The following is a 23,207-nucleotide window of genomic DNA, read 5'->3' as shown; positions in this document are numbered from 1 at the left end:
TCTTGGCTCACTTGAGGACGGCGGCGATGAAGTCGCGGGTGCGGGGCTGCTGAGGCGAAACCAGCACCTGCCGCGGCGGCCCCTGCTCGACGATCTCGCCCTTGTCCATGAAGACGACGTCGCTCGCGACCTCGCGGGCGAAGCCGAGTTCGTGGGTCACGACGATCATGGTCATGCCGGAGGCGGCGAGGTCGCGCATCACGTTCAGCACTTCGCCGACGAGCTCCGGGTCGAGCGCCGAAGTCGGCTCGTCGAACAGCATCACCTGCGGCTTCATCGCCAGCGCGCGGGCGATGGCGATGCGCTGCTGCTGGCCGCCCGAAAGCTCGATCGGATAGGAATCGCGCTTCTCGGAAAGGCCGACGCGCTCGAGCAGCGCCATGCCCTCGGCGACGATCTCGCGCCGCGGCCGCTTCAGCACCGTGAGCGGCCCCTCGATGATGTTCTGCAGCACCGTCATGTGGTTGAAGAGGTTGAAGCGCTGGAAGACCATGCCGGTCTTGAGGCGCTGGCGCGCGATCTCGGCATCGCTGAGTTCGTGCAGTTCGTTGCCGACGCGGCGATAGCCGATCAGCTCGCCGGCGACGGTGATCGCGCCGGCGTCGATCTTCTCGAGCTGGTTGATGCAGCGCAGCAGCGTCGACTTGCCCGAGCCGGACGGGCCGATGATGCATTGCACGGCGCCCGGCAAGACCGAGAGCGAGACATTGTTCAGCGCCTTCAGCGGGCCGAACTGCTTGGTGACGCTGGCGGCGACGACGATCGGAGACAGGGCGTTCACGCGGCGGCCTCCTCGGCGACCTGCGGCTTTGCGCGGCGCTCGCCCCGGCCCTTGGAGAAGGCGCGTTCGAGGAAGAACTGACCGATCTGCAGGAGCGTAACGACGAGCAGGTACCAGCCGGCCGCGACGATCAGGAGTTCGATGACGCGGGCATTGGCATAGTAGACGTTCTGCGCATTGCGCAGGATCTCGGAGAACTGGATCACGCTGGCGACCGAGGTCAGCTTGACCATGCTGATCACCTCGTTGCCGACCGGCGGGATGATCACCCGCATCGCCTGCGGCAGCACGATCCGGCGCAAGGTCGTCAGCCGGGTCATGCCGATCGCCTTGGCGGCTTCGGTCTGGCCGAGATCGACCGAGAGGATGCCGGAGCGGACCACTTCGGCGGTATAGGCGCCCTGGTTCATGCCGAGGCCGAGCAGCGTCGCCATGAACGGCCCGATGATGTCGATGGTGCGCCACTCGACCACGCCGGGAATGCCGATCGTCGGGAAAACCAGCGCCAGGTTGAACCAGAGCAGCAATTGCAGCAGCAGCGGCGTGCCGCGGAAGAACCAGATATAGAACAGCGCGACGCCGCGCAGCACCGGGTTCGGCGACATGTACATGATCGCGAAGACCACGCCGAGCACGATGCCGAGCCCCATGGCGCAGACGGTCATGATCAACGTGTTGACGAGACCGGCGAGGATGGCCGGCGCGGTGAAGAACTGCGCCACCACCGGCCAGGCGATCTGCCCCTGCGCGAACGCCTTGACGATCCAGGCGAGCACGAACAGGATCGCCGCCGCGGCGACCCAGCGCCCGTAGAAGCGCTTGGGCACGATGGTCAGGCCGGCGAGCTCGGCAAGGCCGCGATCCGGCATGGTCTGGGTTGCACTGCTCATGCTGCGCGCTCCCTCGTCCACTGCGAGAAGCCGGTGAGCCAGCCGCGGAAGCGGCCGATCTGCTCGGCGACCCGCGCCGGCGCTGTCCCGCCATAGCCGCTGCGCGCCGCTACCGCCGCATCGAGCGTCAGCACCGCGAGAACGCTCTCGTCGAGGCGTGGGTCGATCGCACGCAGTTCCACCGGCTCCAGCCCTTCGAGCTTGCGGCCCATCTCCTCGCAATAGCGCACCAGCGCCCCGCTGATCTCATGCGCCTCGGCGAAGGGCACGCCCTTGCGGGCGAGATGATCGGCGACTTCGGTCGCAAGCGCAAAACCGGCACCGGCCTGCGCCCGCATTACGTCGGTGCGTGCCTCCATCGTCTCGATCAGCCCGGCGAACGCCGGCAGCACCTCGCCGAGCACGTCGACCGCATCGAAGGCGGCACGCTTGTCCTCGGCGAGGTCGCGGTTATAGGCGAGCGGCAGGCCCTTCAGCGCGCCCAGCATGGCGACGAGATCGCCGGTGAGGCGCGCCGCCCGGCCGCGCGAGATCTCGGCGATGTCCGGGTTCTTCTTCTGCGGCATGATCGAGGATCCGGTCGCGAAGGCGTCGTCGAGCACGACCCAGCCGAACTGGCGCGAGGTCCAGAGCGTGACCTCTTCCGCCAGCCGCGACAGGTTGGTCGCCAGCATCGCCGCGACGAACAGGAATTCCGCGACATGGTCGCGCGCGCCGACGGCATCGACCGAATTCTCGCAGGGGCCGTCATAGCCGAGCGCCCTGGCGCTGAGTTCGGGCGTCAGGGCGATCGCCGATCCCGCCAGCGCGGCGGCACCCAGCGGCGAGAGCGAGGAGCGCTTCTCCCAGTCCTGCAGGCGGGAGGCGTCGCGCGACAGAGCCTGGCCATGCGCCATCAGCCAGTGGCCGAAAGTCACGGGCTGGGCGCTCTGCAGATGGGTGAAGCCGGGGCAGACCGAGGCCGCATGCCGCTCGGCCTGGCCGGCGATGGCATCGAGCAGTTCGGCCAGCATCGCGCCGATCGAGCGCGCCTCGGCGCGCAGATAGAGCTTCAGGTTGTTGGCGGCCTGGTCGTTGCGCGAGCGCCCGGCCCTGAGCTTGGCCCCGATCGCGCCGATGCGGGCGATCAGCACGCGCTCGATGAAGGTATGGACGTCCTCGTCGCTCTCGTCCGGCGCGAGCGTCCCGGCGGCGAGATCGGCGGCAATCGCCTCGAGCGCTGCCACGATGGTCCTGGCCTCGTCCTGGCTGAGCAGTCCGGCGCGTTCGAGTTCGGCCGCATGGGCCTTGCCGCCGGCGATGTCCTGCGGGGCGAGACGGGCATGGGCACCGCCCGCGCTCGACAGCTTCATCATGCGCGGATCCGGCGACTTTCGGAAACGGCCGCCCCACAGGCGCGTGGTCTGGTTCATGATGTTCGTCTCCCCTTGCCTGAAACACTGCCCTCTTGACCGCGCAACCGGCAAACGAAACGATCTCCTCCAGGGTAGTCGCTGAAGGAATATCTGTTTGGCCGGTCGCAACCTCCCGCCGTCGACCACGGCGCTCCGGGTCTTTCTCGCTGTCGCCCGCCTCGGCTCGACGGCGAAGGCGGCCGGCGAGGTCCATCTGACCCAGAGCGCCGTTTCCAAGCAGATCCAGGCGCTGGAAGACCATCTCGGCACGGAGCTGTTCGAGCGCAGTCCCGCCGGGCTGAAGCCGACCGAGGCCGGCACGATCTATCGCCCTTATGCCGAGGCTGCGATCGAGCAGATGGAGCGCGGCGCCCGCCGCCTCGCCGAGCGTGCCGCGATCGGCCGGCCGATCCGGCTGCACATGATCGCCATCGCCGGCGAGCGCTGGCTGATGGAGCGCTTCCCCGAATTCGCCCAGGCCCATCCCGAGATCGACGTCCAGTTCACCAATTTCGTCAGCGAGAACGAGATCGAGGAAGCCGACCTCGAGATCGTCCACGGCTTCGGCCCCTGGCAGGATCGCGAGTCGCATTATCTCTTCGGCCGGCGGGTCGCGCTGGTTGCAGCCCCTGCGGCGCTCGAACGCCTGGGCGGCTTTGCCCGCGCAGCCGACATCCAGAAGATGACGCTGCTGCAGCATTTCCAGATGCCGACCTTCTGGGCCGAGTTCACCGAGGCGCACGGCCTGCGCGGCGCGGTGCCGGCCCACACCGTGCGCTACGGCTACTATTCCGTGATCATCCGCGCCGCCGTCGCCGGGCTCGGGGTCGCGCTCGCGCCACGCTGCTATGTCGCCGAGGAACTGGCGTCCGGCGCGCTGGTCAATCCGCTCGGCCTCGATTTCGACAGCGCGACCGGCTGCTGGCTGACCGTCAATTCGCAGAGCGAGCGCAGCCCGGCCCTCGACACGCTGGTCGCCTGGCTCTGCGAGGAGGCCCGCCGCTTCGAGGCCGCGGGTTGAGCGCGCAAGGCGCATGCTCTAGACCGACCGCCATGCTTCCGATGGCGAAGGCCCGATGCGCATAGCCGTGACCGGACGAACCGGGCAGGTCGTCCAATCCCTTCTCGCTCGCGCGCAGGCGGCAGGTGTGACCGTGATCCCGGTCGGCCGGCCCGAGCTCGATCTGGCGCAGCCGAATGGCGTTGAGCAGGTACTCGCAGCGGCAAAACCCGACTGCATCATCAACGCCGCGGCCTACACCGCCGTCGACAGGGCCGAAACCGAACCGGAGCTCGCCCTGCGGATCAACGGCGCTGGCGCCGGTGCCGTGGCCGTGGCGGCTGTGGCCCTCGGCGTGCCGCTGATCCAGATCTCGACCGACTACGTCTTCGACGGCATGGCGCCGCATCCCTGGCGCGAAAGCGACGCCACCGCTCCGCTCTCGGCCTATGGCCGCTCCAAGCTCGCCGGCGAGGATGCAGTCATGGCCTCAGGCGCCGACTGGACCATCCTGCGGACCGCCTGGGTCTACAGCCCCTATGGCGCAAACTTCGTGAAGACCATGCTGCGCCTCGCTGAGACCCGGGCCGAGGTCGGCGTCGTCTCCGACCAGTTGGGCTCGCCGACCAGCGCGTCAGACCTTGCCGAGACGATCATCGCGATGGCTAAGACGCTGGTCGCCCGCCCCAAAGATGCGACGCTCCGCGGCGTCTTCCATGCCGCCGGCACAGGCGAGGCAAGCTGGGCTGATCTGGCAGAGACTGTGTTCGCAGCCTCTGCGGCACTTGGCGGCCCGAGCGCCAGAGTCAGGCGCATCGCCACGATCGACTACCCTACCCCCGCGCGCCGGCCGAGCAATTCCAGGCTCGATTGCAGCCTGCTCGCGGCACGCCATGGCCTGTGCCTGCCGCCCTGGCAGGGTTCCGTGCAAAGCTGCGTCGCCACATTGCTCGCGCCATCGCGAAGCTGAAGGAGCCATCATGAAGGGGATCATCCTCGCCGGCGGCAGCGGCACGCGGCTCCACCCGATGACCATGGTGACGTCGAAGCAGCTTTTGCCCGTCTACGACAAGCCGATGATCTACTATCCGCTCTCGACGCTGATGCTTGCCGGCATCCGCGAGATCCTGATCATCTCGACGCCGGAGGACGCGCCTCGCTTCGAGGCGCTGTTCGGCAGCGGCGAGCGCTGGGGCCTCAAGCTCTCCTATGCGATCCAACCGAAGCCGGAAGGCCTGGCGCAGGCCTATCATATCGGTGCCGATTTCGTCGCCGGCGGCCGCTCCGCCCTGATCCTCGGCGACAATCTCTATTATGGCGACGGCCTCACCGGCGTGCTGCACCGCGCCTCCGCCCGTGATCAGGGCGCCACCGTCTTCGCCTATCGCGTCAGCGATCCCGAACGCTATGGCGTCGTCTCGTTCGACACCTCCGGCAAGGCCCTCTCGATCGAGGAGAAGCCCAAGCTGCCGCGCTCGCATTGGGCGGTGACCGGGCTCTATTTCTATGACGAGCAGGTGGTCGAGATCGCCCGCAAGCTGAAGCCCTCGGCCCGCGGCGAGCTCGAGATCACCGACATCAACCGTGCCTATCTCGAACGCGGCGCCCTCAATGTCGAGCGGCTTGGCCGCGGCTATGCCTGGCTCGATACCGGCACGCCCGAATCCCTGATCGAAGCCTCGGAATTCGTGCGCACGCTGGAGCGCCGCCAGGGCTTCCGCATCGCCTGCCCGGAGGAGATCGCCTTCGAAAACGGCTGGATCGATCGCGAGCAATTGCGCGCGCTCGGTGAGGCGCTGTCGAAGAGCAGCTACGGCCAGTACCTGCTTGGCGTCGCCAGGCGCGACCATTCGGCCTGACCCCGCACTTCCCATGCCGGTGCAGAGCGCTCATGCTGCATCGGCGCTGGCCGAAAACGCTGGGCTGGCCGAGATTGCACCAGAGCCGCGCCGATGACGTGCACGAGGATCGAAGACCCCATGAACGCCCCCGCCACCACGCCCGGCATCTCTCGGCACCCCGCCCTCGACGGCCTGACAGCGTCCCTGCGCGAGCTCCTCGGCCCGCGCTGCTCGACCTCGGACAGCGAACGCGAGCATCACGGCCATGGCGAATCCTATCACCCGACCAAGGCACCCGACGTCGTCTGCTATCCGCTGACCACCGAAGAGGTGAGCAGCATCGTCAAGCTCTGCCATCAGGCGAAGGTCCCGGTCATTCCGTTCGGTGCCGGCACCTCGCTCGAAGGACATGTCGTCGCGCTGCATGGCGGCGTCTGCATCGACCTCTCGCGCATGAACGCGATCACCGCGGTCAATGCCGAGGATCTCGACTGCACGGTCGAGGCCGGCGTCACCCGCAAGCAGCTCAACGAGCATCTGCGCGATACCGGCCTGTTCTTCTCGGTCGATCCCGGCGCCGACGCCACCCTCGGCGGCATGGCCGCGACGCGCGCTTCTGGCACCAATGCCGTGCGCTACGGCACGATGAAGGACAATGTCCTGGCGCTCACCGTCGTACTCGCCGACGGCACCATTCTGAAGACCGGCGGGCGCGCCCGCAAATCCTCGGCCGGCTACGACCTCACCCGCCTCTTCGTCGGTTCGGAGGGCACGCTCGGCGTCATCACCGAGATCACCTTGCGGCTCTACGGCATCCCGGAGGCGAGCTCGGTCGCGGTCTGCTCCTTCCCGGACATCGCCAGCGCCGTCAATTGCGCCATCGAGACGATCCAGTGCGGCATCCAGGTCGCCCGCGTCGAACTGCTCGACGAGACCTGCATGCGCGCCATCAACCGCCACAACAATCTGAGCTATCCCGAGACGGTCGCGCTCTTCCTCGAATTCCACGGCACGGAAGCAGCTGTCGTCTCGCAGGCCGAAATGGTGCAGATGATCGCCGAAGGCCATGGCGGCGAGGGCTGGCGCTTCGCGACCAGCGCCGAGGAGCGCAACAAGCTCTGGCAGGCAAGGCACAACATGCATTACGCGCTGCTCGCCTTGCGCCCCGGAGCCAGCAGCTGGGGCACCGACACCTGCGTGCCGATCTCCCAGCTCGCCGCCTGCATCACCGAGATCAAGGAGCATGCCAAGGACGCGCCTTTCCCGGTGACGGCGCTCGGCCATGTCGGCGACGGCAATTTCCACATGGGCTTCCTGATCAGGATGGATTCGCCCGAGGAGATCCGCGAGGCCGAGCGGCTGAACGGGCTCCTGGTCAACCGCGCCATCGAGCTCGGCGGGACCTGCACCGGCGAGCACGGTGTCGGCTACGGCAAGGCCAAGTTCCTGCGCAAGGAGCATGGCGATGCCGCCGTCGAGGTGATGCGCACTCTGAAGGCAAGCCTCGATCCCGACAACATCATGAACCCCGGCAAGGTGCTACCGGCCTGATGGCGGCAGCATACGCCCTTTGCATGCCTCGCCCGCACGTGACCGCAGCGCCCAACTGCTTTACATGCAAATGGAACGGTGACCCCCGAGGCGGATAGGCAACGCATGGACGACGCGGCGGTGCGGAAACGCAGCACAAGAACCACGCGGTCTATTTCGTGCCCGGTCTGCATCGCGGCCTGCGTGTCCTCGAAATCGTCGCGGCTGCGCGCCGGCCGCTGAGCATCACCGAGATCGCCTCGGAGCTCGGCCTGACGCGCTCCTCGGTCTTCCGCCTGATCTATACGCTCCGGCACATGGGCTTCCTCGAGGAGGAGCAGTCGAAGCAGTTCGCGCTCGGCCCGCGCGTCCTCAATATCGGCTTCGCCTTCCTGGCCTTGAAGGACATCATCGAGATCGCCCGCCCCGAACTGGAGGCGCTGCGCGATGAGACCCTGGTCTCGGCGCATCTGGCGATCCGCGACGAGCGCGACGTGCTCTATCTCAGCTGCGTGCAGACCCGCTCGGGCTTCCTCAGCAACATGAATGTCGGCTCGCGCGTACCGGCCTACGCCTCGCCGATGGGCTGGCTGCTGCTGTCGGGCTGCCGCAGGCGGAACTGGAGGAGCTCTTCCGCAAGGAGCGCTTCGTGCCGCTGACCAGCGAGGCGCCGACCTCGACACCGGGGCTGATCGAAACGGTCGAAGCGGCGGACGCGCGTGGCCATGTCGTCAGCCGCGGCGTGATGGAGGCGGCCGGCAGCTCGATCTCGGCCCCGATCATCGACCGGCGCGGCACGGTCGTCGCGGCGATCGATATCTCCGGCCCGGACTCCGCCTTCGACCTCGACCAGATCGACGGCCGCTACCTCACGGCGGTCAGGGCCACGGCCAGGCGAAGCTCCGAACGGCTGGGCTAAAGGCCGAGGATTGTCCGCGCCTCGGCCGGCGTCGCGAGCGCACCGCCCAGGTTCTCGATGATCGTGCCGGCCTTCTCGACCAGCTCGGCATTGTCCCGCGCCAGCACGCCCTTGCGGATATAGACATTGTCCTCAAGCCCGACGCGGACATGGCCGCCGAGCAGGAAGGCCTGCGCCAGCAGCGGGACCTCGTGCCGGCCGATACCGAAGGCCGCCCAGATGCAGTCCGGCGGCAATTGCGAGGCGAAATAGACCAGAGTCTGCGGGTTCGGGATCGCACCGTAGCGCACCCCGAGCACGATTTGGATCAATAGCGGATTGCGCAGCACGCCATCCGCCTGCAACGCCTTGGCGAGTTGCAGGTCGCCGCCATCGAACAGCTCCAGCTCGGGCAGGACTCCGGCCGCATAGATGCGCCGCGCCATCTCGGTGACGTTGCGGGGCGTGTTGATCACCACCGCGGTCCCTGAGAACATGGTGTTGAGGTCGAGCGTGCCTCGACGAGTTCGGCCGCCCTGTCCGCAATACCTTGGTCGATATCTGGAACGCCAATAAATGGGGGCGCTGCACCCATGTGAAGGACCCGGTGCGCGAGCGGCTCGACCCTAACTTTCTCGGCTTCGGCCGGACCATGACCGACGAAACCGGCCGCTATCGCTTCCGCACCATCATGCCGGGCTCCTATCTGGCACGACCGGACATCGACCGCTGGCGCCCGGCCCATGTCCATGTCTCGATCCGCGGCGGCTCGGCGCGCCTCATCGCCCAGATGTATTTCCAAGGCGATCCGCATCTTGCCCGCGACCCGATGTTCATACTGCTCGGCGAGGCGCAAGGGCGCCATTTCGGCAACCGCGTCGGACAGGGTGCGGAGGGCGAGACTCTCTATTCCTGGGACATCATGATCGGCGGGCGCAACACCGCCTATTTCGAGAGCTGACGGGGCCCAGCTAAGCCGCCGCCTTGCGCCGCTCGGTCACGGTGAGCGCAAGCCCGCCGAGCACCAGCAGCACGCCGAGCACGAAGAACAGTCCGAGCTCGTCGCCGAACATGACGGCCGCCGTGGCAACGCCGACGACCGGCTGCAGGTACTGGATGCCGGCGGCAATGCGCGCCGGCACCGTGCGCAGCAGATGCAGCCATAGGAACAGGCCGGCCACCGTCACGACGATGCCGAGATAGACCGCCGTCGCGAGGCCCGTGCCAGTCACCTGGAACGGCACATGCCACATCTCCCAGGCCGCCCAGGGCAGCAGCGCCAGGAAGCCGAAGACGGTGCTCCAGGCGGCGACGGTGGCGGTGCCGTACTGCTCGGTCAGCTCGACGCTCCAGACATAGTAGAAGGCGATCGTCAGCGCCGAAAGCAGCACCAGCGCCGCGCCGGTCAGCGTGGTCTGCGATGTCGCGACAGCCGCATCGCCGCGCCCGGACGCGACCAAGGCGATCCCGGCGAAGGCCGCCAGCAGCCCCAGCGCCTGCAGGCCGGACACCGATTGCCGCAGCCGCATCGCCGCGAAGACGACGACGAAGATCGGGATGGTCGCGGAGATGATCGTCGCGACCGAGGCCGAGGTGCCGACGACGCCGAAGGTCTGCGCCACCTGTCCGATGCCGATGCCGAGCACGCCGAGAGCGGCGACGCGAGGCAACGCCCGGCGCGGCAGGCGCTGCTTGCCAACGACGAGCAGGAACAGCAGCGGCAGGGCGATCCCGAAGCGCAAAGCGGTCAGTGTCAGCGGCGGCAGCGTGAGCAGGCCGAGCTTGGTGATCGGGATCGAGACGCCCCACATCAGCGCAAGCAGCAGCATCGCCGCGAAGCTGCCGACGGAGAGGCTGTAGCGGGTGGCCAGCGCCGTTTGGCTCATGGGGCGGTCTTCATGCGTCCGGGCCACGCTGCGGAGGCGTCGCGTGAGCGCAGGCTCTAGGTCTTCCGACGTCGCGCGACAAATCATTTGTCGTCACGCCATGAGTGAGCAAAACTCACGCATGGTATCGTTGTTCGCCCGCCTTCCGCCGCTGCAGACGCTCCGCGCTTTCGAAGCGGCCGGGCGGCTGTCGAGCATGACCCTGGCGGCGCAGGAGCTGAACCTCACCCACGGAGCGGTCAGCCGTCACATCAAGACGCTGGAAGCGCATCTCGGCGTTCCCCTGTTCGAGCGCCTGACCCGGCGGATCGTGCTGACCGAGGCGGGTGCCACGTTTCTCGCCGTCGTCGCCCGTAGCCTCGCGGAGCTGACGCGGGAGGCCGAACGCTTGCGCAGCCTAAACACGGGGACGCGCCTCACTCTGAGCACGAGCGTGTCGCTAGCCAGCAAATGGCTGGCGCCGCGCCTGCACCGGCTGATGGTCCGCCTCCCGGATTATGACGTCCATCTCGACGTGACCGACATCAATGTCGATCTCTCCGACGGGCGCATCGACGCCGCCGTGCGCTACGGCGCCGGGCAGTATCCGAACGCGGTGGCGGAACGCATCCTCGACGAGATGGTCACGCCGGTGTGCAGTCCTGCTTACGCGAGCAAGATCGGCGCCGGAGCCTCGCCGGCAGAGCTGGCGCGAGGCACCTTGCTGCATGAGGATCGCATGCTGGCGAACTGGGAGCAGTGGTTTGCGCTGGCAGGCCTGGCACAGCTCCGCAGCCGCGGTCCGGCCTACAGCCATGGCAGCCTCGCGATCGAAGCCGCACTACGCGGCGAAGGCGTGGCGCTCGGGCGCAGCATGCTCGTCGCGGAAGACCTTGCGGCCGGGCGCCTCGTCGCGCCCTTCCCCAAGCTGACGCTCAAAGCCGAACGTGGCTACGATCTGGTCTATCGTCCGGGCAATCAGGATCACCCGAAGGTCCGCGCGGTGCGCGACTGGCTCGCCGACGAAATCCGGCTTTTCCTGAGCAATGTCAGCCGACAAGCCAGCGCCCTCGACTGAACGAGGGCAACTGCTCCTCGCGCGCAGCACTCATCCGTAGCGCGCTTCCATCCGCCGATCGATCGCCAGCGCCGCCAGCGTGCAGAGCGCGCCGGACAACAGATAGACACCGACCCAGGCGAGGCCGAAGGCGCTCGAGACCGTGAGCGCGACCAGCGGCGCGAAGCCCGCGCCGAGCAGCCAGGCAAGATCGGAGGTCAGGGCCGCGCCGGTGTAGCGGTATTGCTGGCCGAAACTCGAGGCGACCGCGCCGGCCGTCTGGCCGTAGGAGAGGCCGAGCAGCCCGAAGCCGATGATCACATAGATCGTCTGCCCGGCCTGGCTGTCGCCGAAAAGCAGCGGCGCTATGATGCTGGACAGGCTGAACAGCCCGATCATCGCGCCGGACAGCAGCAGCGTTTTGCGGCGGCCGATCTGGTCGGCGACCAGGCCGGAGGTGACGATCGCCCCGGCGCCGACGACGCCGCCGGCGGCCTGCACCAGCAGGAACTCCGAGACCGAGCGGCTGGTGAAGAGGTTGATCCAGCTCACCGGGAAGATCGTGACGAGATGGAAGAGCGCAAAGCTCGCCAGCGGCACGAAAGCGCCGAGGATGAGCGTGCGGCCATGGACGCGGATCAGCTCCGAAACCGGCATCGGCATGAGCTCGCGCGTTGTCATCAGCTCCGCGAACTCATGGGTCGCCACCATGCGCAGGCGGGCGAACAGGGCGACGACGTTGATCGTCAGGGCGACGAAGAAGGGGTAGCGCCAGCCCCAGCCGAGGAAATCCTCCTTCGAGAGCGCGCCCTCGAAATAGGCGAAGAGCCCGGCGGCGAGGATGAAGCCGAAGGGCGCCCCGAGTTGCGGCAGCATGGTGTACCAGCCACGCCGGTTGGCCGGCGCGTTCAGCGCCAGCAGCGAGGACAGGCCATCCCAGGCGCCGCCGAGCGCGATGCCCTGCAGCAGGCGGAAGGCGGCGAGGATGACGCAGGACCAGATGCCGATCGTCTGATAGCCCGGCAGGAAGGCGATGGCGGCGGTCGAGCCACCGAGCAGGAAGAGCGCCGCGGTGAGCTTGGTCGTGCGGCCGTAATTGCGGTCGATCGCGAAGAACAGCACCGAGCCGAGCGGGCGCGTCACGAAGGCGAGCGCGAAGATGCCGAACGCGTAGAGCGTGCCGGTGAGTCGGTCGACGAACGGGAAGACGAGCTCGGGGAAGACCAGCACGCAGCCGAGGCCGAAGACGAAGAAGTCGAAATATTCCGAGGTTCGCCCGATGATGACGCCGAGCGCGATATCGGCCGGGCTGACGTGGTCCTTCCCGTGATCTTCCGCCGGAAGGGCCGATGGCTGGATCGTCGCGTCAGCGCTCATGACCGCGAATTCCTAAGCTGGCGGCCGCCCGGAGAGACCGGACTTGCCCGCACCTCTGACAAATGGATACGGTGGATAGAAGCAACACGTCAAACTGCCGCAATGGGACAGATTGTCTTATGTGCGGCGCGAAAGAATGGACCTAGAGAACGTCAGTTCCCGGAACGGGGAGGCTTCGACTCTCTTGCGGATCTTTCGAATCTTAGCGGTTCTGCCGCTTTTCGCGCTGCTCGGCGGCTGCCAATGGGTGCTGCTGGCCCCGTCAGGCGATATTGCACTGCAGCAGAGAAACTTGCTGCTGGCCTCCACCGCGCTGATGCTGCTCGTCATCGTCCCGGTGATGGCGCTGACGATCTTCTTTGCCTGGCGCTACCGCGCCTCGGCCAAGGCAAGCTACGATCCCGACTGGAACCATTCGCTGCCGCTCGAGGTGGTGATCTGGTCGGTGCCTCTGCTGATCATCATCGTCATCGGCGCAATGACCTGGATGGGCACGCATCTGCTCGATCCCTACCGGCCGCTCAATCGCATCGCCGCCGGCAAGCCGATCGCCGAGGCGCGCGCAGGCAGCGCCGCGGTCAGGAAGCAGCCGCTGGTGATCCAGGTCGTCGCGCTCGACTGGAAATGGCTGTTCATCTACCCGGCGCAGGGCATCGCCTCGCTCAACGAGGTGGTGGCGCCGGTCGACCAGCCGATCGAGTTCCGCATCACCTCCTCCGCGGTGATGAACTCGCTGTTCATCCCCGCGCTCGCCGGCCAGATCTACGCCATGCCCGGCATGCAGACCAAGCTCAACGCCGTGATCAACCATCCCGGCGAGTTCGAGGGCTTCTCGGCCAATTACAGCGGCGCCGGCTTCTCCGACATGCGCTTCCGCTTCCGCGGCGTCGACGATGCGGCTTTCGGCGAGTGGGTGCAGGGCGCGATCCGGGGCGGCAGTACGCTCGGGCGCGAGGAATATCTCGTGCTGGAACGGCCGAGCGAGCGCGAGCCCGTCCGCTATTTCCGCGACATCCCGTCCGATCTCTTCACGGCCATCCTCAACATGTGCGTCGATCGCGCCAAGATGTGCACGCGCGACATGATGGCGATGGACGCCAAGGGCGGCGGCGGCAAGGAGGGCATCCATACCGTCGCGGCGCTCGAATACGACAAGAACGTGCGCCGCGGCGGCCAGCCGCTGCCGCCGCGCCCGTTCGTGATGGCGATCTGCACGCCGACCGATGTCTACGGCGCCGCGGGCGTGACCGCCCGCGCCGTCAACTGAGCCGCGAGGCGAGCATGACCTCCTATCCCGACTGGTGGAAGTTCCTCTTCGGACGCTTCACCCTCGAGGCGATCCCCTATCACGAGCCGATCCTGATCGGGACCTTCGCCGTCGTCCTGCTCGGCGGGCTCGTGCTGCTGGCGCTGATTACGCGCTACAAGCTCTGGGGCTATCTCTGGCACGACTGGTTCACCAGCGTGGACCACAAGAAGATCGGGATCATGTACATGATCCTCGGCGTCGTCATGCTGCTGCGGGGCTTTGCCGACGCGCTGATGATGCGCGGCCAGCAGGCGATCGCCTTCGCCGGCAACGAGGGCTATCTGCCACCCCACCATTACGACCAGATCTTCACCGCCCATGGCGTGATCATGATCTTCTTCGTGGCGATGCCCTTCGTCACCGGCCTGATGAACTACGTCGTGCCGCTGCAGATCGGCGCGCGTGACGTCGCCTTTCCCTTCCTCAACAATTTCAGCTTCTGGATGACGGTCGGCGGCGCCGTACTGATCATGGCCTCGCTCTTCATCGGCGAGTTCGCCAAGGTCGGCTGGCTCGCCTATCCGCCGCTGTCGGGGGCCGCCTACTCGCCCGGGGTAGGCATGGACTATTATCTCTGGGGCCTGCAGATCGCAGGCATCGGTACGACCTTGTCCGGCGTCAACCTGATCGCGACCATCGTCAAGATGCGCGCGCCCGGCATGGACATGATGAAGATGCCGGTCTTCACCTGGACGTCGCTGTGCACCAACGTACTGATCGTCGCGACTTTCCCGATCCTGGCGGCGACCCTCGCCCTGCTGACGCTCGACCGCTATGTCGGCACCAACTTCTTCACGAACGATCTCGGCGGCAATCCGATGATGTACGTGAACCTGATCTGGATCTGGGGCCACCCGGAGGTCTACATCCTGATCCTGCCGATCTTCGGCGTCTATTCCGAGGTGGCCTCGACCTTCTGCGGCAAGCGCCTCTTTGGCTACGCCTCGATGGTCTATGCGACGGTGGTGATCACCATCCTGTCCTACCTGGTCTGGCTGCATCACTTCTTCACGATGGGCTCGGGCGCCAGCGTGAACTCCTTCTTCGGCATCACCACGATGATCATCTCGATCCCGACGGGCGCGAAGATCTTCAACTGGCTCTTCACGATGTATCGTGGCCGCATCCGCTTCGAGTTGCCGATGATGTGGCTGCTCGCCTTCATGATCACCTTCGTCATCGGCGGCATGACCGGCGTCATGCTCGCGGTGCCGCCGGCCGATTTCGTGCTGCACAACAGCCTCTTCCTGATCGCCCATTTCCATAACGTCATCATCGGCGGCGTGGTCTTCGGCGTCTTCGCCGGCGTCGCCTACTGGTTCCCCAAGGCCTTCGGCTTCAAGCTCGACCGGTTCTGGGGTGTCCTCTCCTTCTGGTTCTGGGTGATCGGCTTCTACGTCGCCTTCATGCCGCTCTACATCCTCGGCCTGATGGGCGTGACGCGCCGTCTCAGCCGCTTCGAGGACCCCTCGCTGCAGATCTGGTTCGTGATCGCGGCACTCGGCGCGGTGCTGATCGCTCTCGGCATCGCCTGCTTCCTGATCCAGATCGGCGTCAGCATCCTGCGCCGCGAGCGGCTGCGCGATACAACCGGCGATCCCTGGGACGGGCGCACGCTGGAATGGTCGACCTCCTCGCCGCCGCCGGCCTACAATTTCGCCTTCACGCCGATCGTGTACGACCTCGACGCTTGGGCCGACATGAAGAAGCGCGGCTATACCCGCCCGCTCGCCGGCTTCCGGCCGATCCACATGCCCAGGAACACCGGGGCCGGCGTGATCATCGCCGGGCTGGCGACGATCTGCGGCTTCGCCCTGATCTGGTACATCTGGTGGCTGGCGGCGCTCTCCTTCGTCGCCGTGCTCGCCGCCGTGATCATCCATACCTTCAACTACGACCGCGACTTCCACATTCCCGCCGACGAGGTGGTGCAGGCGGAAGATGCGCGGACCCAGCTTCTGGCCCGGGCCTGAGGGGCGGATGATGGCTAAGGCGACAGCGCAGGCCGCAGGCACCGCCCCGGCATTCTACGTCACCGAGGAAGAGCACGCGCATCCGGGCGGCTCGACCATGCTGGGCTTCTGGCTCTACCTGATGAGCGACTGCCTGGTCTTCGCGGTCCTCTTCGCGACCTATGGCGTGCTCGGGCGCAATTACGCGGCGGGACCATCCGGCGCCGACCTGTTCGACCTGAAGCTGGTCGCGGTCAACACCGCCATGCTGCTGTTCTCCTCGATCACCTATGGCTTTGCCATGCTGGCGATGGACAAGGGCCGGCAAGCGGCGGTGCAGGGCTGGCTCGCCGTCACCGCCGTCTTCGGCCTCGCCTTCCTTGGCATCGAGCTCTACGAGTTCGCCCACCTGATCCACGAAGGCGCGACGCCGATGCGCAGCGCCTTCCTCTCCTCCTTCTTCACGCTGGTCGGCACCCACGGCCTGCATGTCACCTTCGGCCTGATCTGGCTGGGCGTGCTGATGACGCAGGTCTCGAAGCACGGGCTGATCGAGGCCAATCGGCGCCGGCTGATGTGCCTTTCCATGTTCTGGCACTTCCTCGACGTCGTCTGGATCGGCGTCTTCACCTTCGTCTACCTGATGGGCGTGCTGAAATGAGCCAGAACCAGGCAGAGGCGCAGGGCGGCCATCACGACGCCCATCATGACGGGCACGATGCCCATGGCGCGGCGCATGGCAGCATGCGCGGCTACGTCACCGGCTTCCTGCTCTCGGTCGTCCTGACCGCGATCCCGTTCTGGCTCGTCATGAACGACGTGCTCGGCGACTCGACCCTGACGGCGATCGTGATCATGCTCTTCGCCGCCGCGCAGATTGTCGTGCACATGGTCTACTTCCTGCACATGAATGGCCGCTCGGAGGGCGGGTGGACCATGCTGGCGTTGATCTTCACGATCATCGTCGTCGCGATCGCGCTGGCCGGCTCGCTCTGGGTGATGTTCCACCTCAACGCCAACATGATGCCGGACATGCACCGGATGTGAGGCTAAGGCATATGTCTGCCGGCGCTGAGCGACGGCGCGGCGGCGCCTTTCGGGCGATCTTCATCGCCGGGCTCTGCCTGATCGCCCTCGTCTGCGCCGGGCTCGGCGCCTGGCAGGTCCAGCGGCGGAGCTGGAAGCTCGACCTGATCGCCCGCGTCGAGGAACGCTTGCGGGCGGCGCCGGTCGCCGCACCCGGCCCGGCGGACTGGCCCGCGATCTCAGCCCAGGCGGACGAATATCGCCGCGTCACCCTGCAGGGCCGCTATCTCGACGCAGCCGAAACGCTGACCATGGCGGTGACCGAGCGCGGCCCCGGCTTCTGGGTGCTGGCGCCGTTCCGGGCCGATGCAGGCTTCACCGTCCTCGTCAATCGCGGCTTCGTGCCGGAGGACAGGCGTGCCCCCGAGGCACGGCGCAAGACGCCCGGAGGCGAGACCAGACTGACCGGGCTTCTCAGACTGAGCGAGCCCGGCGGCGGCTTCCTGCGCAGCAACGATCCCGCAGCCGGCCGCTGGTATTCGCGCGACGTGGCGGCGATCGCGTCGGCGCGGCAGCTCGGCCAGGTCGCCCCCTATTTCGTCGATGCCGACGCCAGCGCCGAGCCCGGCCCGCTGCCGCAAGGCGGCATGACCCAGGTCAGCTTCCGCAACAGCCATCTCGTCTATGTGCTGACCTGGTTCTGCCTCGCCTTGATGAGCGCCGGAGCCGTGACCTATCTGGTCAGGGCCGGATCGGAAGACGTCCAGGTGGACTGACAGGCAGAGCGACGAAGGGGGCGCGCCCGCGATCAGGCGAGCTCGCTGGTCCCGATCTTGTTGAGCAATGCCAGCTGGCTCGCCGGGTCGCCAGCGCTTCCGCCGACGGCCCTGCCGAGAAAGTCGGTGAGCCGATCCAGCGCCTGGGCGGCGATCCCGGCGGACAGCGGCTGACGATCATAGGTCTCGACGAAGCGGCCGGCGAGATCGGCGAGCAGGCGCAGCAGCGCAGCCTGCTCGGGCGCGTTCGCGCGCAGGGCCAGTGCCCGGTCCTGGAACTCGATATAGGTGCGAAGGCTGCCCTTCTGCTGCTGCAGCCAGTTCAGAAGCTCGTTCATGTCATCTCCGCCAGATCGCGGCCTCGGGGTGGGGTGGAGCGGATTGCGGCTCAGTTGCGCGGCGCGAGGCGGGCACGGCCGCCATGGCGGGTCGACCAGGCGACGGGATCGGCCAGGAAGCGCTCGATCTCGGCACGATCCTCCGGCGAAAGGCCGTTATCGGCCCCGGCCCGAAGGACATCGCCCCAGTTCGCCAGGGCATGCAGCGTCAGGCCGGCCTCTCTCAACCGCTCGCCGGCGCTGGGGAAGGCGTCGTGGTAGAAGATCGTCAGGACGTGCTCGACCTCAGCCCCTGCAGCGCGCAGGCCGCGCACGAAATTGAGCTTGCTGCCGCCATCGGTCGTCAGGTCGTCCATCAGGAGGACGCGCAGGCCCTCGACCGGCCCGCCCTCGACCTGGGCGTTGCGGCCGATGCCGAGCGGGCGCTTGCGGACATAACGCAGCTTTAGCGCCAGCCTGTCGGCAAGCCAGGCCGCGAACGGAATGCCGGCTGTCTCGGCGCCGGCGATCACGTCGAAGCTGCCCGGCGGAAAAGTCGCGGCCGCATAGCGGGCAGCGAGCTCGCTGACCGCCTGGCGTAAGCCAGGATCGCCGAGCAGCAGGCGGACATCGACATACACCGGGCTCGCCCAGCCGGCGGCCAGGATGAACGGCTGCTGGCGGCTGACATGGATGGCGCCAGCCCTGAACAGGAGCTCGGCGACCTCGCGGCCGATCTCGTTCGCGCTCATCGCACCGCCTCCCTGATGGCATCCCGCATCACCGCGATCCCGGCAAGGAAATCGTCGATCGCCATCGCCTCATCCGGATTATGCGAACCGTTCTGGTTGCGCACGAAGATCATCGCGCTGGGGATACCGGCATTGGCGAAGACCGCCGCATCATGGCCCGCCCCGCTCGGGATGTCCTCGTCGGGCAGGCCGAGATCGCGGGCGGCGGCCTTGAGCCTGGCGATCCAGCCGGCATCCATCACGGCAGGCGCGGATTCGAGCCGGCGATCGACACGGAACGCGACCCCCCTTTCCTCGCCGATCAGGGCGCATTCCGAGACGAAGAGATCGTAGAAGGCCTCAAGCGTCTCGCGGCTCTGGCTGCGCACCTCGAAGGAGAAGCGCACCGTGCCGGGAATGCGCGCGATGGCGTGCTCCTGCGGATCGGTGCCGAGCACGCCGGCGGTCACGACCACGTCGCGGCCGCGTTCCAGCAAGGTGCGCCAGTGCCGGTCGAGATGGGTTACCAGTTCGGCGGTGGCGAAGACCGCGTCGCGCCGGAGCCAGCGCGGAACCGCGCCGGAATGGCCGGCCTCGCCCAGGCATTCGACCTCGCGATGGCGGACGTTGCCGCGGATGCCGGTGACGATTCCAACAGGCAGATCCCGCGCGACCAGCACCGGCCCCTGCTCGATATGCAGTTCGATCCAGGCCGCGATGGTGGCAGGATCGAGCAGCGGCTCGCCCTTTTTGACGCGGGCGATGTCGACGCCGACGGAGGCCATGCACTCCGCAAGAGTGCGCCCGCTCGCATGGTCGCGCACGGCAAGATCGGCGGCGGAGAGTGCCCCAAACAGGGCACTGGAGCCCATATAGGCCCGGCCGAAGCGGGAGCTTTCCTCTCCGCGCAGGCCGTAGACCTTGATCGTCCGGCGCGGGACGAACCCCTCCTCCTTGAAGCGGGCGATGATGGCGAGCCCGGCGATGACGCCGGCCGCACCGTCGAAATTGCCGCCCTGCGGCACGGAATCGAGATGCGAGCCGCAGGCGAGGAAGGGCAGCTCCGGCTCGCGGCCCGGCAGCGTGACGACGAGATTGGCGCCGGCATCGCGTTCTGTCGCGAAGCCGAGCTCGCGCGCTTTCGCCTCGACGAGGTCGAGCGCCAGCGACTCGCGCTCGCTATAGGCCTCGCGCGTGATGCCGACCCCGTCACCCGTCGCTTCGCGCAAGGCATCGAACAGCGCTTCAGCAAGGGCCTGATCGCCCGCGTCGCCGCTGAAGACGTTGCGCATCTCGGCCGCTTGCGCGCTCACGAGACCGGGTCCAGCCAGGCGAGATCGGGCTCGTCGGCCTCCTCGATCACGACGCCCCGGATCAGGTCGGCGACGCGCGGGATCTCGCGGCGCAGGCAAAACGCCGCAAGCCCGTCGATGATCGTCGTCATCGCCGCCGGCTGCAGGAAGGTCGCGGTGCCGACCTGAACCGCGCTGGCCCCGGCGAGCATGTACTCGACCGCGTCCTCGGCGGTGGCGATGCCGCCGCAGCCGATCACCGGGATTGTCACCGCCTTGGCGCATTGGAAGACCTGGCGCAGCACGATCGGCTTGATCGCCGGCCCCGACAGCCCTCCCATGATGTTGCCGAGGCAGGGCTTGAAGCTCTTGAGGTCGATCGCCATCGACAGGATGGTGTTGGCGACCACGACCGCATCGGCGCCCGCCGCCTCGGCGGCGCGCGCAACCTCCGGCACGTCGCCGGTATTGGGCGTCAGCTTGACCCAGAGCGGCAGCTTTGTCGCCCTACGGAGTTCGCGCGTGACCTTCTCAGTCGATTCCGCCCGCATCGCGAAGGCCTTGCCGTCCTCCTCGATGTTCGGACAGGAGATGTTGGCCTCGATCGCGGCGATGCCGGGGATCGAGAGCTCGGCGGCGAGGCTGGCGAAGCCTTCCGCCGTCGGGGCCGAGATCGAGACGACCAGCGGCGTGTCATAGGCCGCGTAATGCGGCATGGTCGTCTCGATGAAATAGGTTACGCCCTTCGAGGGGATGCCGATGGCGTTGATCAGCCCGCCCGGTCGCTCGACCACGCGCGGCAGCGGATTGCCGGCGCGCAGTTCGCGCGTGATCGTCTTGGTGACGAAGGCGCCGAGCCGGTTGAAGTCCATCACCTTCTCCAGCCCCTCGGCGAAGGTGCCCGAGGCCGGCATCACCGGATTGCGCAGGGTCAGCCCACCGATCCTGACGGAGAGGTCGATCGTTCCGGCCGCGCTCATGGCAGCGCCTCCATCAGGTCGAAGACCGGGCCGTCCCAGCAGACGCGCCGGTTGACGATCTCGCCGTTGACGTTGAAGTCGCGCACGCAGCAGTAGCAAAGCCCGATTCCGCAGGCCATCTGCTGCTCCATCGCGACCTGGCCGGGCAGCCCGAACTCGCGCGCCAGGCGCTGCTGCACCCGCATCAGCCGGCTTGAGCCGCAGGTGAAGAAGGCGTCGCAGCGACCCTCGGCAATCTGACGGCGCAGAATGCGCTCGACATTGGCGGGCCCGCTGGTCTGCTCGGCGTCGGTGACGGCGATGACGTCGGCACCATGGCGCTGGAAGAGCTCGACCGAGACGAGCAGCTCCGGGCGCCTCGCGCTGAAGACCGCCGTCACCTGCGTGCCATTGGCCCTCGCCGCCCTGGCCAGCGGGGCGAGCGTCGCCAGTCCCGCGCCGCGCCCGACGGCGACGATGTGGCGCCATGCCGGGTCGAGCGTGAAGCCGACACCGAGAGGCCCCATGATGTCGAGCCGGTCGCCCGGCTTCAGCGTATCGAGACCGCGCGTGCCGGCGCCGGTCACCTTGTAGAGAAACGCGACCTGCCGCTTGTCGGGATCGGCTCCGTAAAGGCTCATCGGCCGGCGCAGGAATGGCTGCTCGCCGGCCGGCTGTGGACAGAGCAGCTGGAAGAACTGCCCCGGCTGGGCCGCCGCGGCCTCCTTGCCGCAGTTCACCACGAGATGCCGATATTCGGCGTTCACAGCCTCGTTGCGGACGACCTCGACGAGCTCCGCGACGATCGTCGCCTTCCACGGTGCCGGAGAGCTCCCGCCGCCGATGGCGGCAACGGGTGTCGCCAGCGACTGATCGCGTTGGATCGACATCACGAAATCCCTGCGCTCAGGCGAGTTCGGCGCCACGCCGCTCCGGAATCAGGAACCACATGGCGAGGATGTCGAGCACGTAGAGCGTCGCCAGCAAGGCGATCGCCATCTCGAAGCTGTAGGCCGCCGCGATCGTCCCGACCACGAGCGGACCGAAGCCACCGACGCCGCGCCCGATATTGAACAGCACGTTCTGGGCCGTCGCGCGGGCGGCGGTAGGGAACAGCTCGCTGATCAGCGCGCCATAGCCGCCGAGCATGCCGTTGACGAAGAAGCCCATCACCGCACCGGCGACAAGGAGCTGGAACGGGTCGGTCAGCCGCGAATAGACGATGACCATCACGGCCGCGCCGAGCATGTAGCCGAAGAAGGCCGGGCGGCGCCCGATCCGGTCGGCGATATGGCCGAAGGCGTAGATGCCGACCGCCATGCCGGCGATGGTCACCGAGGTCCAGACGGCCGACTGCGTCAGGGCGAAGCCGAAGCGGGTCGCCAGGTAGTTCGGCAACCAGATCATCACGCCGTAATAGCCGAAGTTCTGGACCGAGCAGAGCACGACCATGCCGAGGCTCAGCTTCGTCGTGTCCCAGTCCTTGACCAGCAGGCGCAGCGCCGACTCCTTGGGCCGGTCCTTGCTGCGGGCGACGAAGACCTCCGGCTCATGCAGGGAATGGCGGATGAAATAGGCGGCGACCGCCGGCAGGATGCCGATGGCGAACATGCCGCGCCAGCCGATCGTCGGCAGCAGGATCGGGGTCGCGATCGCCGCGGCAAGCACCCCGACCTGCCAGCCGAGGCCGACATAGGAGGAGGCGCGCGCCCGCTTCGACGCTGGCCAGGCTTCGGCGACCAGCGCCATGCCGATGCCGAATTCGCCACCAAGGCCGAGGCCCGCGATGGTGCGGTAGATCAGCAGGTCCCAATAGCCCTGCGCCAGCGCGCACATGCCGGTGAAGACGGCGAAGAGGACGATCGTCCAGGTCAGGACTCGGACGCGGCCGATGCGGTCCGACAGCATGCCGAAGCCGATGCCGCCCAGCACCGCGCCGATCAGCGTGGCGGTGACGAGCGAGGCGGCCTGGCCCTGGGTCAGCTGCAGGTCGGCGGAGATCGTCCGCAGCATGAAGCCGAGGATCAGCAGGTCGAAGCCGTCCATGGCATAGCCGATCGCGGCGCCCCAGAGCGCCTTGCGGGCCTTGCCGTCGACTTCGGTCGGAGAGGATAGGGCGATGGAGCCGCCCATGGCGGCCTGGTTGTCACTCACGGTGAAGTTCCCCGTTCTGTTTTTCTTTGCGATGCGCACCAAAACGCCAAAGCACCAG

The 23,207-nt window shown here is 67.4% G+C and carries 22 protein-coding genes and 2 pseudogenes; 12 read left to right on the top strand and 12 right to left on the bottom strand.

Features of this window, described 5'->3' with window-relative positions; genetic code table 11:
* Positions 1-7: 7 nt before the first annotated feature.
* Genes BMZ21_RS30640 through argH form a run of 3 tightly spaced genes read right to left on the bottom strand, consistent with a single transcriptional unit; the run spans position 8 to position 3,083 of the window.
* Positions 8-772: an amino acid ABC transporter ATP-binding protein gene (locus BMZ21_RS30640; RefSeq protein ID WP_091839411.1), complete on the bottom strand. Its 765-nt coding sequence runs from the start codon at positions 770-772 to the stop codon at positions 8-10.
* Positions 773-777: 5 nt separating this feature from the next.
* Positions 778-1,671, bottom strand: a complete 894-nt coding sequence (locus BMZ21_RS30635; protein WP_091838735.1) for an amino acid ABC transporter permease — start codon at positions 1,669-1,671, stop codon at positions 778-780.
* Positions 1,668-3,083 carry an argininosuccinate lyase gene (argH, locus tag BMZ21_RS20865; RefSeq protein WP_091838730.1) on the bottom strand — a complete coding sequence of 472 codons (1,416 nt, stop codon included), beginning with the start codon at positions 3,081-3,083 and terminating at the stop codon, positions 1,668-1,670. The genes BMZ21_RS30635 and argH overlap by 4 nt, the downstream gene beginning before the upstream one ends.
* A gap of 97 nt (positions 3,084-3,180) precedes the next feature.
* Here argH and BMZ21_RS20860 point away from each other — a divergent pair, with 97 nt between their 5' ends.
* The 5 genes and pseudogenes from BMZ21_RS20860 to BMZ21_RS31150 all read left to right on the top strand — a co-directional run bounded on the left by BMZ21_RS20860 (position 3,181) and on the right by BMZ21_RS31150 (position 8,355).
* Positions 3,181-4,086, top strand: a complete 906-nt coding sequence (locus tag BMZ21_RS20860; RefSeq protein ID WP_091838725.1) for a LysR family transcriptional regulator — start codon at positions 3,181-3,183, stop codon at positions 4,084-4,086.
* A gap of 55 nt (positions 4,087-4,141) precedes the next feature.
* Positions 4,142-5,035 (top strand): dTDP-4-dehydrorhamnose reductase, encoded by an 894-nt coding sequence (gene rfbD, locus BMZ21_RS20855; RefSeq protein WP_091838721.1) that lies wholly within the window; start codon positions 4,142-4,144, stop codon positions 5,033-5,035.
* A gap of 10 nt (positions 5,036-5,045) precedes the next feature.
* Positions 5,046-5,924 carry a glucose-1-phosphate thymidylyltransferase RfbA gene (gene rfbA, locus BMZ21_RS20850; RefSeq protein WP_091838717.1) on the top strand — a complete coding sequence of 293 codons (879 nt, stop codon included), beginning with the start codon at positions 5,046-5,048 and terminating at the stop codon, positions 5,922-5,924.
* A gap of 120 nt (positions 5,925-6,044) precedes the next feature.
* Complete coding sequence (locus BMZ21_RS20845) at positions 6,045-7,457, top strand: FAD-binding oxidoreductase (protein ID WP_091838712.1); 1,413 nt, start codon at positions 6,045-6,047, stop codon at positions 7,455-7,457.
* A 158-nt stretch (positions 7,458-7,615) separates the two neighbouring features.
* A pseudogene (locus BMZ21_RS31150) lies at positions 7,616-8,355 on the top strand (IclR family transcriptional regulator).
* Here the strand turns inward: BMZ21_RS31150 and BMZ21_RS20830 are convergent.
* Positions 8,352-8,912 carry a beta-keto acid cleavage family enzyme gene (locus tag BMZ21_RS20830; protein WP_280141488.1) on the bottom strand — a complete coding sequence of 187 codons (561 nt, stop codon included), beginning with the start codon at positions 8,910-8,912 and terminating at the stop codon, positions 8,352-8,354. The pseudogene BMZ21_RS31150 and the gene BMZ21_RS20830 overlap by 4 nt on opposite strands.
* Here BMZ21_RS20830 and BMZ21_RS20825 point away from each other — a divergent pair.
* Positions 8,864-9,295, top strand: a pseudogene (locus BMZ21_RS20825) (dioxygenase family protein); the annotation flags it as partial. The gene BMZ21_RS20830 and the pseudogene BMZ21_RS20825 sit on opposite strands and share 49 nt — an antisense overlap.
* 10 nt (positions 9,296-9,305) lie before the next feature.
* Here BMZ21_RS20825 and BMZ21_RS20820 read toward each other — a convergent pair.
* The gene (locus BMZ21_RS20820) at positions 9,306-10,220 is read right to left on the bottom strand and encodes a DMT family transporter (protein WP_244543936.1); all 915 of its coding nucleotides are present in this window, start codon (positions 10,218-10,220) and stop codon (positions 9,306-9,308) included.
* 43 nt (positions 10,221-10,263) lie between these two features.
* Here BMZ21_RS20820 and gcvA point away from each other — a divergent pair, with 43 nt between their 5' ends.
* A complete protein-coding gene (gcvA, locus tag BMZ21_RS20815; RefSeq protein WP_342029046.1) occupies positions 10,264-11,277 on the top strand; it encodes a transcriptional regulator GcvA in 1,014 nt (337 codons plus the stop codon).
* Between the two features lie 30 nt (positions 11,278-11,307).
* On the opposite strand, the gene BMZ21_RS20810 is transcribed toward gcvA, so the two are convergent.
* Positions 11,308-12,633: an MFS transporter gene (locus tag BMZ21_RS20810; RefSeq protein WP_091838694.1), complete on the bottom strand. Its 1,326-nt coding sequence runs from the start codon at positions 12,631-12,633 to the stop codon at positions 11,308-11,310.
* Between the two features lie 184 nt (positions 12,634-12,817).
* Between BMZ21_RS20810 and cyoA the strand changes: the two genes are divergently transcribed.
* From cyoA to BMZ21_RS20785, 5 genes are read left to right on the top strand one after another with little or no spacing between them, the layout of a single operon-like run.
* Positions 12,818-13,900, top strand: coding sequence for a ubiquinol oxidase subunit II (gene cyoA / locus BMZ21_RS20805; RefSeq protein ID WP_091838690.1), 1,083 nt, complete (start codon positions 12,818-12,820; stop codon positions 13,898-13,900).
* Between the two features lie 14 nt (positions 13,901-13,914).
* A complete protein-coding gene (gene cyoB, locus BMZ21_RS20800; protein WP_091838686.1) occupies positions 13,915-15,915 on the top strand; it encodes a cytochrome o ubiquinol oxidase subunit I in 2,001 nt (666 codons plus the stop codon).
* Between the two features lie 7 nt (positions 15,916-15,922).
* Complete coding sequence (gene cyoC / locus BMZ21_RS20795) at positions 15,923-16,555, top strand: cytochrome o ubiquinol oxidase subunit III (protein WP_425285465.1); 633 nt, start codon at positions 15,923-15,925, stop codon at positions 16,553-16,555.
* The gene (cyoD, locus tag BMZ21_RS20790) at positions 16,552-16,941 is read left to right on the top strand and encodes a cytochrome o ubiquinol oxidase subunit IV (RefSeq protein WP_091838683.1); all 390 of its coding nucleotides are present in this window, start codon (positions 16,552-16,554) and stop codon (positions 16,939-16,941) included. Before cyoC ends, cyoD begins: the two co-directional genes overlap by 4 nt.
* A gap of 11 nt (positions 16,942-16,952) precedes the next feature.
* On the top strand, positions 16,953-17,696 hold the full coding sequence (locus BMZ21_RS20785) for an SURF1 family protein (protein WP_091838680.1): 744 nt from the start codon (positions 16,953-16,955) through the stop codon (positions 17,694-17,696).
* Between the two features lie 32 nt (positions 17,697-17,728).
* Here BMZ21_RS20785 and BMZ21_RS20780 read toward each other — a convergent pair whose 3' ends face one another.
* The 6 genes from BMZ21_RS20780 to BMZ21_RS20755 are packed head-to-tail and all read right to left on the bottom strand — an operon-like array spanning position 17,729 to position 23,149.
* The gene (locus BMZ21_RS20780) at positions 17,729-18,034 is read right to left on the bottom strand and encodes a hypothetical protein (RefSeq protein ID WP_091838676.1); all 306 of its coding nucleotides are present in this window, start codon (positions 18,032-18,034) and stop codon (positions 17,729-17,731) included.
* Between the two features lie 50 nt (positions 18,035-18,084).
* On the bottom strand, positions 18,085-18,765 hold the full coding sequence (locus tag BMZ21_RS20775) for an orotate phosphoribosyltransferase (RefSeq protein WP_091838673.1): 681 nt from the start codon (positions 18,763-18,765) through the stop codon (positions 18,085-18,087).
* Positions 18,762-20,057, bottom strand: a complete 1,296-nt coding sequence (locus tag BMZ21_RS20770) for a Zn-dependent hydrolase (RefSeq protein ID WP_244543935.1) — start codon at positions 20,055-20,057, stop codon at positions 18,762-18,764. Before BMZ21_RS20770 ends, BMZ21_RS20775 begins: the two co-directional genes overlap by 4 nt.
* Positions 20,054-21,016 carry a dihydroorotate dehydrogenase gene (locus tag BMZ21_RS20765; RefSeq protein WP_091838670.1) on the bottom strand — a complete coding sequence of 321 codons (963 nt, stop codon included), beginning with the start codon at positions 21,014-21,016 and terminating at the stop codon, positions 20,054-20,056. Before BMZ21_RS20765 ends, BMZ21_RS20770 begins: the two co-directional genes overlap by 4 nt.
* A complete protein-coding gene (locus BMZ21_RS20760) occupies positions 21,013-21,885 on the bottom strand; it encodes a dihydroorotate dehydrogenase electron transfer subunit (RefSeq protein ID WP_091839395.1) in 873 nt (290 codons plus the stop codon). The genes BMZ21_RS20765 and BMZ21_RS20760 overlap by 4 nt, the downstream gene beginning before the upstream one ends.
* A 16-nt stretch (positions 21,886-21,901) precedes the next feature.
* A complete protein-coding gene (locus tag BMZ21_RS20755) occupies positions 21,902-23,149 on the bottom strand; it encodes an MFS transporter (protein ID WP_244543934.1) in 1,248 nt (415 codons plus the stop codon).
* Positions 23,150-23,207: the final 58 nt, after the last annotated feature.

The sequence above is a fragment of the Allobosea lupini genome (assembly GCF_900109525.1).
In the GTDB taxonomy this organism is placed as follows: domain Bacteria; phylum Pseudomonadota; class Alphaproteobacteria; order Rhizobiales; family Beijerinckiaceae; genus Allobosea; species Allobosea lupini.
Note: the sequence above shows the minus strand (reverse complement) of the source record. Positions and strands in the feature narration are given on the sequence as shown.